Annotated in this window: 15 protein-coding genes; 8 read left to right on the top strand and 7 right to left on the bottom strand. The window is 58.1% G+C overall.

Going from position 1 to position 14,046, the window contains the following annotated elements; translation table 11 throughout:
• Positions 1 to 45 precede the first annotated feature (45 nt).
• On the top strand, positions 46 to 303 hold the full coding sequence (locus tag LH464_RS23285) for a helix-turn-helix domain-containing protein (protein ID WP_226788800.1): 258 nt from the start codon (positions 46 to 48) through the stop codon (positions 301 to 303).
• 199 nt (positions 304 to 502) lie between these two features.
• Here LH464_RS23285 and LH464_RS23280 read toward each other — a convergent pair whose 3' ends face one another.
• The 3 genes from LH464_RS23280 to LH464_RS23270 all read right to left on the bottom strand — a co-directional run bounded on the left by LH464_RS23280 (position 503) and on the right by LH464_RS23270 (position 2,091).
• Positions 503 to 1,111: an NADPH-dependent F420 reductase gene (locus LH464_RS23280; RefSeq protein WP_390625045.1), complete on the bottom strand. Its 609-nt coding sequence runs from the start codon at positions 1,109 to 1,111 to the stop codon at positions 503 to 505.
• Positions 1,112 to 1,177: 66 nt separating this feature from the next.
• The gene (locus LH464_RS23275) at positions 1,178 to 1,912 is read right to left on the bottom strand and encodes an SDR family NAD(P)-dependent oxidoreductase (protein ID WP_226788798.1); all 735 of its coding nucleotides are present in this window, start codon (positions 1,910 to 1,912) and stop codon (positions 1,178 to 1,180) included.
• Positions 1,913 to 1,932: 20 nt separating this feature from the next.
• Positions 1,933 to 2,091, bottom strand: coding sequence for a hypothetical protein (locus LH464_RS23270; protein WP_226788797.1), 159 nt, complete (start codon positions 2,089 to 2,091; stop codon positions 1,933 to 1,935).
• Positions 2,092 to 2,242: 151 nt separating this feature from the next.
• Here LH464_RS23270 and LH464_RS23265 point away from each other — a divergent pair, with 151 nt between their 5' ends.
• Complete coding sequence (locus tag LH464_RS23265; RefSeq protein WP_226788802.1) at positions 2,243 to 3,136, top strand: LysR family transcriptional regulator; 894 nt, start codon at positions 2,243 to 2,245, stop codon at positions 3,134 to 3,136.
• Between the two features lie 220 nt (positions 3,137 to 3,356).
• On the opposite strand, the gene LH464_RS23260 is transcribed toward LH464_RS23265, so the two are convergent.
• From LH464_RS23260 to LH464_RS23245, 4 genes are all read right to left on the bottom strand, one after another.
• On the bottom strand, positions 3,357 to 3,779 hold the full coding sequence (locus LH464_RS23260) for a hypothetical protein (RefSeq protein WP_226788796.1): 423 nt from the start codon (positions 3,777 to 3,779) through the stop codon (positions 3,357 to 3,359).
• Positions 3,780 to 4,074: 295 nt separating this feature from the next.
• Entirely contained in the window at positions 4,075 to 4,857 is a 783-nt protein-coding gene (gene istB / locus LH464_RS23255; RefSeq protein ID WP_226788795.1) for an IS21-like element helper ATPase IstB, read from the bottom strand.
• Positions 4,847 to 6,379 carry an IS21 family transposase gene (gene istA / locus LH464_RS23250; protein WP_226788794.1) on the bottom strand — a complete coding sequence of 511 codons (1,533 nt, stop codon included), beginning with the start codon at positions 6,377 to 6,379 and terminating at the stop codon, positions 4,847 to 4,849. The genes istB and istA overlap by 11 nt, the downstream gene beginning before the upstream one ends.
• Positions 6,380 to 6,656: 277 nt before the next feature.
• Entirely contained in the window at positions 6,657 to 7,268 is a 612-nt protein-coding gene (locus tag LH464_RS23245) for a J domain-containing protein (RefSeq protein WP_390625044.1), read from the bottom strand.
• 622 nt (positions 7,269 to 7,890) lie between these two features.
• Between LH464_RS23245 and LH464_RS23240 the strand changes: the two genes are divergently transcribed.
• The 6 genes from LH464_RS23240 to LH464_RS23215 all read left to right on the top strand — a co-directional run bounded on the left by LH464_RS23240 (position 7,891) and on the right by LH464_RS23215 (position 13,958).
• Positions 7,891 to 8,583: a FadR/GntR family transcriptional regulator gene (locus tag LH464_RS23240; RefSeq protein WP_390625043.1), complete on the top strand. Its 693-nt coding sequence runs from the start codon at positions 7,891 to 7,893 to the stop codon at positions 8,581 to 8,583.
• Positions 8,580 to 9,746 (top strand): PLP-dependent transferase, encoded by a 1,167-nt coding sequence (locus LH464_RS23235; RefSeq protein ID WP_226788792.1) that lies wholly within the window; start codon positions 8,580 to 8,582, stop codon positions 9,744 to 9,746. Before LH464_RS23240 ends, LH464_RS23235 begins: the two co-directional genes overlap by 4 nt.
• A gap of 35 nt (positions 9,747 to 9,781) precedes the next feature.
• Positions 9,782 to 11,041 carry an ABC transporter substrate-binding protein gene (locus LH464_RS23230; protein WP_226788791.1) on the top strand — a complete coding sequence of 420 codons (1,260 nt, stop codon included), beginning with the start codon at positions 9,782 to 9,784 and terminating at the stop codon, positions 11,039 to 11,041.
• A 90-nt stretch (positions 11,042 to 11,131) separates the two neighbouring features.
• Positions 11,132 to 12,064 (top strand): carbohydrate ABC transporter permease, encoded by a 933-nt coding sequence (locus tag LH464_RS23225; protein WP_226788790.1) that lies wholly within the window; start codon positions 11,132 to 11,134, stop codon positions 12,062 to 12,064.
• Between the two features lie 4 nt (positions 12,065 to 12,068).
• Positions 12,069 to 12,899, top strand: coding sequence for a carbohydrate ABC transporter permease (locus LH464_RS23220; RefSeq protein WP_226788789.1), 831 nt, complete (start codon positions 12,069 to 12,071; stop codon positions 12,897 to 12,899).
• 3 nt (positions 12,900 to 12,902) lie between these two features.
• Positions 12,903 to 13,958 carry an ABC transporter ATP-binding protein gene (locus LH464_RS23215; RefSeq protein ID WP_226788788.1) on the top strand — a complete coding sequence of 352 codons (1,056 nt, stop codon included), beginning with the start codon at positions 12,903 to 12,905 and terminating at the stop codon, positions 13,956 to 13,958.
• Positions 13,959 to 14,046: the final 88 nt, after the last annotated feature.

The raw sequence follows: 14,046 nt of genomic DNA, 5'->3' as shown, positions 1-14,046 counted from the left end.
GCCGGGATATCCCGGCCGGTGGTCTGCCCGAGATGGAGGCCTCGAATGTATAATCCGATTAAGCCGACGGACATGATCGACGACACGCTCGGTGGGCGCATCTCGCTTGCGCGTGACGCTGCCGAAATGTCTTTGGAAGATGCGGCGGCTGTCGTGGGGGTGGAGCCGCAAACCTGGAGCAATTGGGAAAATGACCGTTCCGCGCCGAGAGCCAACCGGCTCGACATGCTGGCGGGTGTCCTGGGGATCAGCATCGGATGGCTGCTGAGCGGTCGCGGTCGCGGACCTGGCTACAGCGAGTAAAGCAAAGACCGGACGTGCCGGTTGGTCACGCTCGGTAACATTGAACAAGCAAGTTGCAGCTTCGCGAAGCTGATGGTGTCGCCCTACAGGCGTCACCGTGTCTTTCATTCTGGTGCTGAGAAAGCGTTCTCGATCAAAACGAGGTTCGAGATCGAGTATGATACCGTACACTCGGTCCCATTCCCGCCAAGCCTTGGTGTTACCCGTCGAACTTGACCAAGTCCTTGAAGATCAGGTCACCCCAACTGTTTCCGCGAGCCTGTACGAGTAGCCCGCCCTCAGACAGCCCGCCGAGGTTGATCGGCCCGAAACCGAGGCTCTTCGCGAGGGAACCGATCTCCTTCAACGCCGCATCCGTGTCGCTCGACAGGAACACCACTCTTCTGCCGCCGTTCACCGCAGGGTCTTGGGCAAGGACCGCAGCGGCCAGATGATTGAAGCCCTTGACTAGCCTCGCGCCGGAGAACGCCCATTCAACGACTTTCGAAGATGGCTGCCCGCTCAGTTCTTCCGGAGGCACTCCGTAGGCGTTGGTCACGTCAACCACTGTCTTTCCCTGCCACGTGGGCAGCGCCTTCGCAACATCTTGGATCGCTTCGAAACGGACCGCAAGAAAGACTATGTCCGCCTTGACAGCTTCCGACAGTGTTTTGGGCACGATCTCGGGGCCGATCGCGGCCGCATCGGCCTCAAAGCTCTCCGGCTCGCGAGTGGTGGCCACGGATACTTCGATGCCTTTACGGGCGAACGCCTTGGCCAGAGCCTGACCGATATTGCCGAAGCCGATAATTGCGTAGCTCATGCGTATTCTCCTTAGGTTGACCGCCCACCAGGCGCTTCGAACGATCAAGCGGAGCGCCCGGTGTAGGGGGCGTCAGAGTTGTGCGAGGCCGCCGTCGACAGCGACTTCGCTGGCGGTCATGAAGCTGCTGTCCGGCGACGCGAGAAAGGCCGCGACGGCACCGATCTCGGCCGGATCGGCCATGCGCTGGAGTGGAGTCATCGCGCCATAGGCCTTCTGGCCTTCCTCGCCCAATGCGTCCTTTGCAAGGTCGGTCGCTGTCGCGCCGGGCGACAGCACGTTGACCCGGATACCGGTGCCCTTCAGATCCTCGGCCCAGGTCCGCGCGAGGTTGCGCACTGCCGCTTTGCTGGCGCTGTAGGCGGTCATTCCCGGAGCGCCCGTGGTGCCGGCGCTTGAGCCGGTCAGGATGATCGAACCGCCTTGGCCCATCAGCGGAAGTGCCTGCTGGACCGTTAAGATCGTACCCTTCACATTGGTATCGAAGGTTTCGTCGATGTGCTCGGCGGTAATCTTGCCTAGCGCAAGCTGGCTTCCCGCTCCGGCATTGGCGAAGACGATGTCGAGGTTTCCGCGCTCGGCTTTCACCGCCGCGAAAAGCCGATCGAGTTCGGCCAGATCGGAGACCGAGCCCTTCACCCCACGGGCATTGGGGCCGAGGCCGGCCACGGCGGCGTCGAGCGTTTCCTGGCGGCGGCCATAGATGAAGACGAAAGCGCCTTCCTCGATGAAGCGCTTTGCGGCGGCAAGGCCGATACCAGTCGCGCCACCTGTAATGACAGCAGTCTTTCCATTCAGTCTGTTCATTTCATGCATCCTTTGCGTGGTTAGGCGGATGCCGACGAGATGATGCTTTCCAGCATTCCGGCGACCTTCGCATTCAGGCTGCTCATGTTGGAACAGCCGATGAGCTCAAGATAGACTTGCTTTGTCCGCGCGTTCAGTCCGAAAACACGCACAACGGTGGTGCGCAAACGATCCAGCACAGATTTACCCGATGCAGACGACGGCGGTCGCGAAACCGACAACCAACACCACGTAAAGCGCCGATATATCTTTGGTGTAGTTCCGAACTGTTGTACGACGGGTGACGTAATGGTTTTTGGAAGGCGCACCCAGGCGGTGCTGGTTTGCACCATGATCGACTGGGATGATGTTCGCTATTTTCTCGCCGTCGCGCGTGCGGGCTCGGTGCGGGCTGCCGCCGAAGTCCTCGGGGTGAACCACGCGACCGTGCTGCGACGCATCGCCCACCTGGAAGAGCGCCTCGGCACGCAGATGTTTGAGAAGCTGCCTTCCGGCTACCGGGTAACGGTTGCCGGGGAGGAAGTGTGTGAACTCGCCGAGCAAATGGAGGCGTCGTCACACCAGCTGGAAACGCGCGTTTTAGGACGCGATCAGAGCCTGCGCGGGCTTCTGCGGGTGACACTGCCCTCGCCCCTTGCAGGAGACCTGCTCATGCCGGACTTCGCCGAGTTTGCGCGTCTGCATACCGATATTGAGATGGACGTTTCGTCGTCGGGCGAACTGGCGAACCTGACCAACCGGGAGGCCGACGTGGCGATCCGCGTCGTCTACAACCGCAAAGCCCTGCCCCTTAATCTTCATGGACTGAAGGGAGCGGAAGTATTCGGAGGCTTTTACATTTCCGCCGACCGACTGGCCGCATGGCGAACCGGTGGCCCGGAACCCAGGTGGATCGCCATAAGCGGCCATGGCCTGCCTGCCTGGACCAGTGAGGGAGAGTCTCGGGCAACGGGCACTCCGTTTAGGACCACGGACTTCGAGGCGCAGGTCGCGGCGGTGCGGCAAGGGATCGGCATCACGACGCTGCCATGTTTCGTAGGAGATGCCGACCCACTCCTGGTAAGGGTACCGGATACCAATCTACACCTTTATGGAACGGTCTGGCTTCTGACTCAGGGGGAGGCACGCAAAACCAAGCGCGTGCGGCTTTTCACGGAGTTCGTATCCCGAAGGCTCGCCGCGTACGCTCCGCGTCTCGCGGGGCTGTCCATATCGTGCGAATAGTACCCGTCGGTTTCCCGCCAATGCAGGCTTCGGCCGAGACCTCTTCTTTGCCAAGCAGGTATGGTTGTCGATCTAGAACGGTGGCGACAGCCGCGTCTTGTCGAAGACCTATTCTGGAAGAATGCGCCAACGACCCCAAAGGGCCGACAGAAGCCGAACGGCCCTCACATCGGCGGGGTGCCTACAGACCTGAGACTGAAAATCATTCGCAGCGATGCCTTCAGATCGATTCATCGAATGAATCTGCCTCACTCTGAGTAGCGAAGGTGAATGTGACCAGCTCACTGTCATCGTCCTGACGGATACCAATTGCAGTCACAATCAACCGAGCGATCTCGTCCTGCGCTTCGCGTCCTGACCGGGACGAGTTCACCGTTTTCTCGATGGCTGGTGCAAATACTTCGCTGATGACACCGAGGCGCATATTGTGTTTCATGATGATATCCCGGTCCTCGATGATCGCTGCCTGTTCAGCTTTCGGGATTGCGGCATTGTCCATTGCGGATATCGTGGCATTCGTCGCAAGCTTGATCGGACCTTCCTCCAACCAGCGATCAACCATCTGATGGAACTGACGCATACGCGCAGCGGGGATTGTTTTCTGTACAGTGATCGACATCTGCGTTCCTTTGTCAGCTTCCATACATACCGATACACGCTCTCTAAATGAGGGATCGGCTATCGCAATCTTCAAGAACTTGCGCGAGCAGGGTGTATGGGGTCGATCAACAAGCTTCAATGAATTTGTGTTGAAGGTCAGCCCGCCACGGAAGGTGGTGCGGAGCGAAAACGATGATGTAGGGCGACCTGATGCATCGCCTTGGGCTGACTGCCGTTACGACGGGGTTGCGCCACTGTTGATTTCCACGCGGAACTGAGCCGGTTTTTCCACCGAGAAGTGAGCCACCTCTGAGTATGGTTTTCTGATCAGGGTTTGGTCAAGGGACCGGCTTTTCTCCTCTCTTTTGCGCTGCGGCGGCCGAACTGGCTTTGAAGCGGTAGCTGTCATTGCCTGTTTCCAGGATATGACAGCGGTGGGTGAGACGATCGAGCAGAGCGGTCGTCATCTTGGCGTCACCGAAGACCGTGGCCCATTCGCTGAAGCTGAGATTAGTGGTGATGACGACGCTGGTCCGCTCGTAGAGCTTGCTCAACAGGTGGAAAAGCAGCGCTCCGCCTGAGGCACTGAACGGAAGATATCCCAACTCGTCCAGGATCAGCAGATCGAGGCGAACCATCGTCTCTGCGATCTGACCCGCCTTGCCTTTTGGCTTCTCCTGCTCGAGAGCGTTGACCAGTTCGATGGTCGAGAAGAAACGAACCTTCCGGCGGAGATGTTCGATCGCCTGGACACCAATGGCGGTCGCCAAGTGTGTTTTGCCTGTGCCCGGTCCGCCGACGAGTACAATGTTCTGCGCTCCGTCCATGAACTCGCATCGGTGCAGTTGGCGCACTGTCGCTTCGTTGATCTCGCTGGCTGCGAAGTCGAAGCCGGAGATGTCCTTGTAGGCCGGGAAGCGGGCAGCCTTCATGTGATAGGCGATGGAGCGAACCTCGCGCTCGGCCATCTCGGCTTTCATCAACTGGGACAAGATGGGCACGGCCGCATCAAAGGCCGGAGCACCTTGCTCGATCAGGTAAAGGACGGCTTGAGCCATGCCGTGCATCTTCAGGCTCCGGAGCATGATGACGACGGCGGCGCTGGCGGGATCATGACGCATGGCGACCTCCCACGATCCGTACGCGCAGACCATCATAGCGTTCTACGTTGGCTTTGGGTTCGCTAAGCAAGGTCAGCGCCTGTGGCGTATCGATATCGGGACCGTCAGTCGTCTTGCCGTCGATCAGCCGATGCAGAAGATTAAGCACATGCGTCTTGGTCGCCACGCCCGCATCCAGCGCCAGTTCCACAGCCCTGACGACGACTTGTTCGTCGTGATGAAGGACAAGAGCAAGGATATCGGCCATCTCACGATCACCACCGGAGCGGCGAAGCATCTGGTCCTGCAGTTGCCGAAAGGCCAACGGCAATTCCAGGAAGGGTGCACCATTGCGCAGGGCACCGGGCTTGCGCTGAATGACCGAAAGGTAATGCCGCCAGTCGTAGATCGTTCGTGGCGGCTTGCCGTGGCTGCGTTCAATGACACGCTCATGCTCGCATAGGATATTGCCCTCGGCTGCAACGACCAGGCGCTCGGGATAGATCCGCAGGCTGACAGGCCGGTTCGCAAACGATGCAGGCACGCTGTAGCGGTTCCGCTCGAAGATGATCAGGCATGTCGGCGAGACTCGCTTGCTCTGCTCGACGAAGCCGTCAAACGCAGGAGGCAATGCCATCAATGCTGCCTGCTCATCAGCCCAAACATCTGCGATCGAACCAGGTAGTGTGTTATGCGCTGTGTTGAGCCACAGGTCCTGGCAATGCTGTTCCAGCCAGGCATTCAACGCCGCCAGATCTGGAAAGTCCGGCATCTGTTGCCACAAGCGTGGTCGGGCATCCTGGACGTTCTTTTCGACCTGTCCCTTCTCCCAGCCTGTCCCTGGGTTGCAGAACTCCGGCGTAAAGACGTAGTGGTTCGTCATCGCAGGGAAACGGATATTGACCTGTCGCTCCTTGCCGCGGCCTACACGATCGACCGCTGTTTTCATGTTATCGTAGATGCCGAGACCAGGTACGCCGCCAAACACACGGAAGCCGTGCCAGTGGGCGTCGAACAGCATCTCATGCGTCTGCAGCAAGTAGGCCCTGACCAGAAACGCGCGACTGTGCGATAGCTTGATGTGCGCGACCTGAAGCTTCACGCGATCGCCGCCTATGACGGCATAGTCCTCACTCCAATCGAATTGGAATGCTTCGCCTGGGCGGAATGACAGCGGGACAAATACGCCGCGACCCGTGGTCTGTTGCTCGCGTTGCCGATCGGCCCGCCATTCACGGGCGAAGGCGGCCACGCGACCGTAGGAGCCGGTAAAGCCGAGTGCCACCAGATCCGCATGAAGCTGCTTCAGCGTTCGGCGCTGCTTGCGCGACTTCCCGGCCTCTGTCTTCAGCCAGCCCGCCAGTTTGTCGGCAAACGGATCAAGCTCGCTCGGTCGTTCCGGTACCGTGAACGTCGGCTCGATCGTATCAGCGCTCAAATACTTTGTGATCGTATTGCGCGACAGCCCAGTGCGCCGGCTGATCTCGCGGATCGACTGCTTCTCGCGCAGCGCCATCCGACGGATGATGTTTAAAAGCCCCATGTGGATCACTCCGTTGCCCCCGTCGCTCACCGCGTTGGGGGGAAGGTTCACATGGCTCAATTCTCAATGGAAATTGTGCGCCTAACCGGCTCAGTTTTGCGCGGAAATCAACAGTCGTGCGATTTCGGCATTGATCGCCGCCATCAATCTCTCGTCGGGACTAAGGGCCATCTCATTTCCTGGAATGCGATCTCAATACCTGGGGCTGCCATGCGCGACGCCCTTGACCTGCGGGCCGTTCGCTAGAGAAGAGCGGAGGCGTGACCAGTCCATTCACCTAACAGAACCCATTCACTTTCAGTATCTTGTGCGCATCAATCACCGCTTGAAGCTGGCTCTCTGACCCCCGGTCGCCCTCGTTGGCATCAGGATGGTGCAGTTTGAGCAACTCTTTGTAACGACTCTTGATTTCAACGGGCGTTGCTTCGTAGTCGAGCCCCAGCGCTTCGAATGCTCTCGCTTCTAAAACTTTGAGTTTTCGGGCCTCATCTTGACGCTTTTGCTCTCGCCCCTGTGCCGCGGCCTTGCGCGCGTTAAGTGCCTTTGCTGAACCGGATCGAGCCGAAGAGGGTAGGGGCGCTTCTTGAACTCTATGGACCGCTCCTGAGGTCGCACGGCTACCTAACGCGGCGGCCCTCTGATAACCCGCAACAACTTGATCCGAGAGGTCTGCGTAGTAGTTGTAGCCGCGATTATATTCCCTGACGTGTTTGTTGCAAAATCGCAGATACAGCCCTTCCGCCTCTTGCCCAACTGGTGCTCTGGCTGTCGCACCGTCGTCGCAATCATCCCACTGACAACTGCCCTCAGTAATTTCCGCAGGAACGGAACGCTTTCCACGAGTGGGCTTTAGCCCAACGAATATTTTCGAATCGGTCATCGAGTTCATATGAAGGACGCCTAAGGCGGCAGCAAGGACCGAACACACCAATTGATGCCTGAGCGTACCGCATTCACTACGCTCCATAGCGCTTAGCGTCGCGCACTGAAGAAGACTATTTCCGCCGAAAACGTGCCGTTAGCTTTCCAAGTCGAGCCCCTTTGCCTGTTGCGGCGCTGGGTGCGTTAGTGCCTTCGCTGGGAGTGTTGGCCCACGGTGATGCTAGCTCGGCGGTAGAGCCGCATTAGAGCCGTGAGCGGCGGCAATGTCGCATACGCCTCTTCTCCTGACCGCAGGTACCTTTTGGATCATGCCAGCGAAAATATCCACAGCGTCACTAGATGAGGATTGTCGTCGTACATCACGGCAACGAACGTCAACCTTCGAGAAATTGAAGTGGCCCTTCGAACAGGTTCTTATCACGATTTTAGTGAGTTAGCTCGACGTCAGGCATGACGGCAGGGGCTTTCTATGGCCTTCCTGCATAAAAGGCTATGTCAAACGGGTGGCGCAGTGTCAAACCTAGTGGCGTCCTACACCACCCTCATCTCCGGTTGACACCATCTGTATGCGGCGTTTTATTGGTAGGATGTCAGACCAATTCCGTATCGATCGTCGAGAGTCTCCTACGATGTCGCCGCTTCCGCGAATCGATCGGGCTCGTGACGTCAGTGAAGCGCTTGCGAACTATATAGACGCAGCGCAACTCAAATCTGGTGACCGCCTGCCGCCGGAGCGTCAGTTGATGACCGCACTGGCGGTCGGCCGCTCGACCATCCGCGAAGCAATCCGGCATTTTCAAGCGCTCGGCGTGATCGAAGCCCGCAAGGGCAGCGGTACCTATCTGCTCAAGCCGGTATCGAGGTCGACCGTCCACATGCCGCTGTCTCTGGACACGACAGATTTGCGCGACGCTCTCCTCAAGACGCTTCAGGTCAGGCGAGGCCTAGAATGCGAAGCGTCAATGGTCGCCGCACGGATGCGCACTGCCGATGACGTGGACTTCATGGGCGCGAGGCTCGACGAAATGGAGCGGGTTCACCTGGAGAGGGGTGCGTCGGGGCCGGAGGACTTGGCGTTCCATCTCGCGATCTACGACGCTACGCATAATCCTCTTTTTCGCCAACTGCTCGAGCAGATGCGGGAAACCTTCGAGCGGTTCTGGAGCCATCCGTTCGAACGCTATGATTTTGCTCGCCGTTCGTTCCCTTTTCATCGCACGTTGTTCAATGCCATCGTTTCGCAGGATGCAGAAGCGGCACGTGCCGAAACACTCAAAATCCTCGAAATTGTCGAGGAAGATATCAAGGAAATGTCGAAATGAGTGACGGTGCCATACCGTTCGATGCCGCCTCGCTGATCGTCGCCCATGACGAAGGCAACGCCTATGATGCGGTGGTCCCGCCGATTGCGCAAACCTCTCTCTTCACGTTCAACGATTACGACGAGATGATTGCTTCGTACCGCGGTGAAAAGGTTCGCCCCATCTACACCCGTGGCCTCAATCCGACAGTCCGTATGTTTGAGGAAATGCTGGCGAAGCTTGAGACAGCAGAGGATGCCCTTGGGTTCGCAAGCGGTATGTCTGCCATATCGTCCGCAGTTCTAAGCTTCGTTGAGCCTGGCGACCGTATCGTCGCGGTTCGCCACGTCTATCCGGACGCATTTCGGCTGTTCGGGACTATCCTGCAGCGCATGAAGATTGATGTAACCTACGTGGATGGTCGCGACGAGGAAGCCGTCGCCCGGGCCTTGCCCGGTGCCAAGGTCTTCTACATGGAAAGCCCTACCAGTTGGGTTATGGAGGCTCATGATGTGGGCGCCCTGGCCGCACTTGCAAAGCAGCATGGCGTCGTGTCGATGATCGACAACAGCTGGGCGAGTCCGGTGTTCCAGCAGCCGATCACCCTCGGCGTCGACCTGGTTATTCACTCCGCTTCAAAATACCTCGGCGGGCACAGCGACGTCGTGGCCGGTGTCGTGGCGGGCTCAAGGGAGTTGATCGCGCGGATCAAGGCGGAAGCATACCCCTATCTTGGGGGCAAGCTGTCTCCCTTCGATGCTTGGCTTCTTATTCGTGGCTTGCGGACACTCCCAATTCGCATGAAGGCCCACGAGGCCTCTGCCCTGCAGATCGCCCGCAGACTGAACGCACACGACGTGGTGGAGCAGGTGTGCCACCCCGGCCTAACCAACGCCCTGCCACCAGGCCTTACGGGGACGTCAGGGCTGTTTTCCTTCATCTTTCGCGAGGGCGTCGATATTCGTGCCTTCGCTGACCGGCTCAGGCTTTTCAAACTGGGCGTCTCCTGGGGAGGGCATGAGAGTCTCATCGTTCCGGGTGAGGTCGTCCTGCAGCAGAAGGCTCAACCGAATTCCGCGCAAACGTTTGGCATCCATGCGCGGTCTGTACGCCTCCATGTCGGCCTCGAGGGAACCGAGGCACTCTGGAGCGATATCGAACAGGCGATCGCAATCGCCACCTAGAGCAGCAAGCGAATAAACAACTGGGAGAAAAAGAAATGAAAACGCTGATAACAACCGCTCTTTTCGCCTCGCTGATGGCAGGAAGCGCGCTTGCGGACACAACGCTGAAACTGGTGGAAGTCATTACCAGCCCGGAGCGTACGGAAACGCTTAAATCGATTGTCTCGAAGTTTGAGGCGGAGAACCCCGGCACGACGGTCGAGATCATCTCGCTTCCTTGGAACGAGGCCTTCCAGAAGTTTGCAACCATGGTATCGGCCGGCGACACGCCGGACGTCATGGAAATGCCCGACACGTGGCTGTCGCTCTATGCCAACAACGGCATGCTGGAAAGCCTCGAACCCTACCTCGCAAAGTGGGAGAACACCAAGGAACTCACTCCGCGGGCTCTCGAACTCGGCAGGGACGTGAAAGACACGGCCTATATGTTGCCCTACGGCTTCTACCTGCGGGCGATGTTCTACAACAAGAAGCTCCTGGCCGAGGCCGGCATCAGTGAACCACCGAAGACGATGGAAGAGTTCACAAAGGCCTCTGAAGCTGTCTCCAAGATTCCCGGAAAATATGGCTACTGCATGCGCGGCGGACCGGGCGGGCTGAACGGCTGGATGATCTTCGGAGCCTCGATGGCGGGTAACAACGCATACTTCAGCGAAGACGGCACCTCGACGATGAACAGCGAAGGCTGGGCAAAGGGCCTCGAGTGGATGGTCAACCTGTACAAGAACGGTCTCGCTCCGAAGGACAGCGTCAACTGGGGCTTCAATGAAGTCGTCGCCGGGTTCTATTCCGGGACGTGTGCCTTCCTCGATCAGGATCCCGATGCATTGATCGCAATCGCCGAGCGGATGAGCACGGATGATTTCGGCGTGGCACCACTGCCGAAGGGCCCGGATGGCAAGTCTTTCCCGACAATCGGATACGCCGGCTGGTCGATGTTCTCGGCAAGTGAAAACAAGGATCTATCCTGGAAACTGATTGCAACACTTCAGGGCAAGGAAGGCAATCTGGAGTGGAACAAGCGGATTGGTGCGCTTCCGGCTTACACGTCCGCCGAACAGGATCCGTTCTATGCCGGTGACCAGTTCAAGGGATGGTTCGAGGAGCTGAATGATCCGAACACCATCCCGACGGTCATGCCGACATATCTTGAGGAGTTCGCCTACTTCAAGGATTCGGTTGCGATCAAGACCTCCCAGGAAGCGCTCCTCGGCGACATCACGCCAAAGGAATTGGCTGACCAGTGGGCCGACTATCTCACCAAGGCGCAGCAGAAGCATCTCGCCAAGCAGTAACGACAGAAACACCACCGACCGACGGCTGTCCAAGCCGTCGGTCCTCAGCATGCCAAGACGGCGCAAAGCCGCGCGGGGACATATCACGTCATGAGCCTGACCGGCACTATCAACGGAAATCGGACGTCGACGCCATTCGTAAAGCGCTTGGCAGACGCCTCGGAACCTTACCTCTACAGTGCACCGGCACTGATCCTGATCATTGGCGTCATGATGGTGCCACTCGTGGTTGGCATTTCCTACGCTTTCCGGGACATCCAGCTTCTCAACCCGTTTTCCGGGGGCTTTATCGGCCTCGATCACTTCCGTGCTCTATCCGAAGATGCCGCCTTTTATCGTGCACTGAAGAATACCCTTTGGTGGACGGGTGCGTCGGTATTCCTGCAGTTCTTCCTCGGTCTCATTCTGGCGCTGCTCCTCGACAAGCCTTTCTGGGGAAGGGGTCTCGTACAGGCGCTGGTTTTTCTGCCCTGGGCAGTTCCTTCTTTTCTGGCCGGGCTGAATTGGGCTTGGCTGTTCAATCCGGTTATTGGCCCGTTGCCGCACTGGTTCTTTGCAATGGGCCTGATGGATCAGCCAGGCAATCTTCTGTCCGACCCTCGACTTGCAATGTGGGGGCCCATCATCGCCAATGTATGGTGGGGCATCCCGTTCTTTGCGATCACGCTACTTGCCGCGTTGCAGTCCATTCCGCGTGACCTTTACGAAGCCGCCTCTATCGATGGCGCCAGCTGGTTCCAGCGGTTCTTTTCCATAACCTTGCCGTTTCTTGCCCCGACGATCGCCATCACGGTGCTTCTGCGTACTGTGTGGATTTCGAACTTTGCCGACCTGATCGTGGTCATGACGGGCGGAGGGCCCGCCGATCGCACCCAGATCGTGGCGAGCTACATCTTCACCCAGGCCTTCAAGCGATTGGATTTTGGCTATGCGTCCGCTATCGCACTCGTACTGCTGGTGCTGTTGCTCGCCTATTCGATGCTGATCATCTTGCTGCGCCAATCTCTTCTGAGCAAGGATTGAGCCGATGCGTCGATCCGTTATTCCTGTTGTTGCACATCGGCTGGCGATCCTTTGCTATGTCGTTTTTGCGCTGTTTCCGTTGTTCTGGCTGCTCAAGGTGTCGATCACGCCAAACGATCTCCTGTATTCGGAGGGCGTGAGGATGTGGCCGTCGCGCACGACCTTCGAGCATTACACACACGTCCTTCGTCACAGTGATTTCCCGACGTTCTTCAAGAATAGCGTTATCGTCTCCGGATCGACGGCTGTCGTGGTGACAGTATGTGCCTCGCTCTCCGGTTATGCGTTGTCCCGCTTCAGCTTCCGCGCGAAGTACTGGATCGTAGCGTTGATGCTGCTGACCCAGATGTTCCCGCTCGTCATGCTGGTTGCGCCGATCTTCAAGATGTTGTCTCCGCTTGGGCTCACCAACAGCCTGACCGGACTTGTCATCGTCTACAGCGCGTTCAACGTCCCGTTTGCGACTTTCCTGATGCAATCCTTCTTTGACGGGATCCCCAAGGACCTGGAAGAGGCGGCGATGATCGATGGGGCGACCAAGTTCACGGCTTTCCGGCAGATCATCCTGCCGCTGACATTGCCGGGGATCGCAGCGACACTCGGTTTTGTTTTCACGGCCGCCTGGAGCGAGTTGCTTTTCGCACTGATGCTCATCAACGGCAACGATGCCGCGACCTTCCCCGTGGGACTTCTGACATTCGTCTCGAAGTTCTCCGTCGACTTCGGGCAGATGATGGCGGCCGGTGTGCTGGCCCTCATTCCAGCAGGTCTGTTCTTCCTTCTCATACAACGCCATCTCGTGCGCGGCCTGACGGCTGGTGCGGTCAAGGGGTGATACATGGCATCCATTCAAATTGAGAATCTCAAGAAGTCGTATGGCAATTTCTCCGTCCTGCACGGGATAGACCTCGACATCGCAGATGGCGAATTCATCGTGCTCGTTGGCCCCTCGGGCTGCGGCAAGTCCACCTTGTTGCGGATGATTGCGGGTCTGGAAGATGTGACTGACGGTGAAATCCGGATTGCCGGAAAGCGGGTCAACGAGTTGCATCCGAAGGATCGTGACATCGCCATGGTATTCCAATCCTACGCGCTTTATCCGCACATGACGGTGGCGCAGAACATGAGCTACAGCCTGAGACTGCGAAAGACACCAAAGGAGAGAATTGCTTCCGCCGTTTCCGCCGCGTCATCGAAGCTGGGACTCGATCCTTTCCTGGAACGCAGACCGAAGGCCCTTTCCGGCGGACAGAGGCAGCGTGTGGCAATGGGACGTGCCATCGTTCGTGAACCGAAGGCCTTTCTCTTCGATGAACCGCTCTCCAATCTCGACGCGCGATTGCGGGAGCAGATGCGCGCTGAGATCAAGAAAATGCACGGCGATCTAAGCGCGACCTCGATCTATGTGACGCATGACCAGATCGAGGCGATGACCTTGGCAGACCGGATTGTCGCTATGCATGGAGGAGTGATCCAGCAGGTCGGCAGCCCGCTTGATCTTTATGACCGCCCGGCGAATATGTTTGTGGCTGGCTTCATAGGCTCGCCGGGAATGAACTTCCTTGAAGGCCGGCGCGAGATGAACGGTGTTCGTCTGGCGGATGACACCGTTTTGGACATTCCACAGCTGAGCAACTGTTCGGACTTAGACAACGTAACAATCGGTATCCGACCTGAGCACGTGACGCTGACGAGCGAAGGGACGAATGCGGCCGTGGAACTTGTCGAACCGACAGGATTTGGCATCATTCTGCATCTGTCGTTGAATGGTTTGCCGTTCAAGGTCTTTACGACCGACCGTGAGGCACTGCGACCAGGCCCGGTGGTGCCGGTGTCCTTTCCGACCCGGTACCTGCATGTCTTTGGCGCGGATGGACGACGGATCTCGAACTAGGGTCCGGCCTGTGGCGAAGTGTTGATGCACGCGACAGGACCCACGGACAAGGAGCCGTAGACAAACGAAAATGGGCGCAGAAACGAAT

The organism is Pseudorhizobium xiangyangii, from assembly GCF_020531965.1.
Taxonomy (GTDB): Bacteria; Pseudomonadota; Alphaproteobacteria; order Rhizobiales; family Rhizobiaceae; genus Neorhizobium; species Neorhizobium xiangyangii.
Note: the sequence above shows the minus strand (reverse complement) of the source record. Positions and strands in the feature narration are given on the sequence as shown.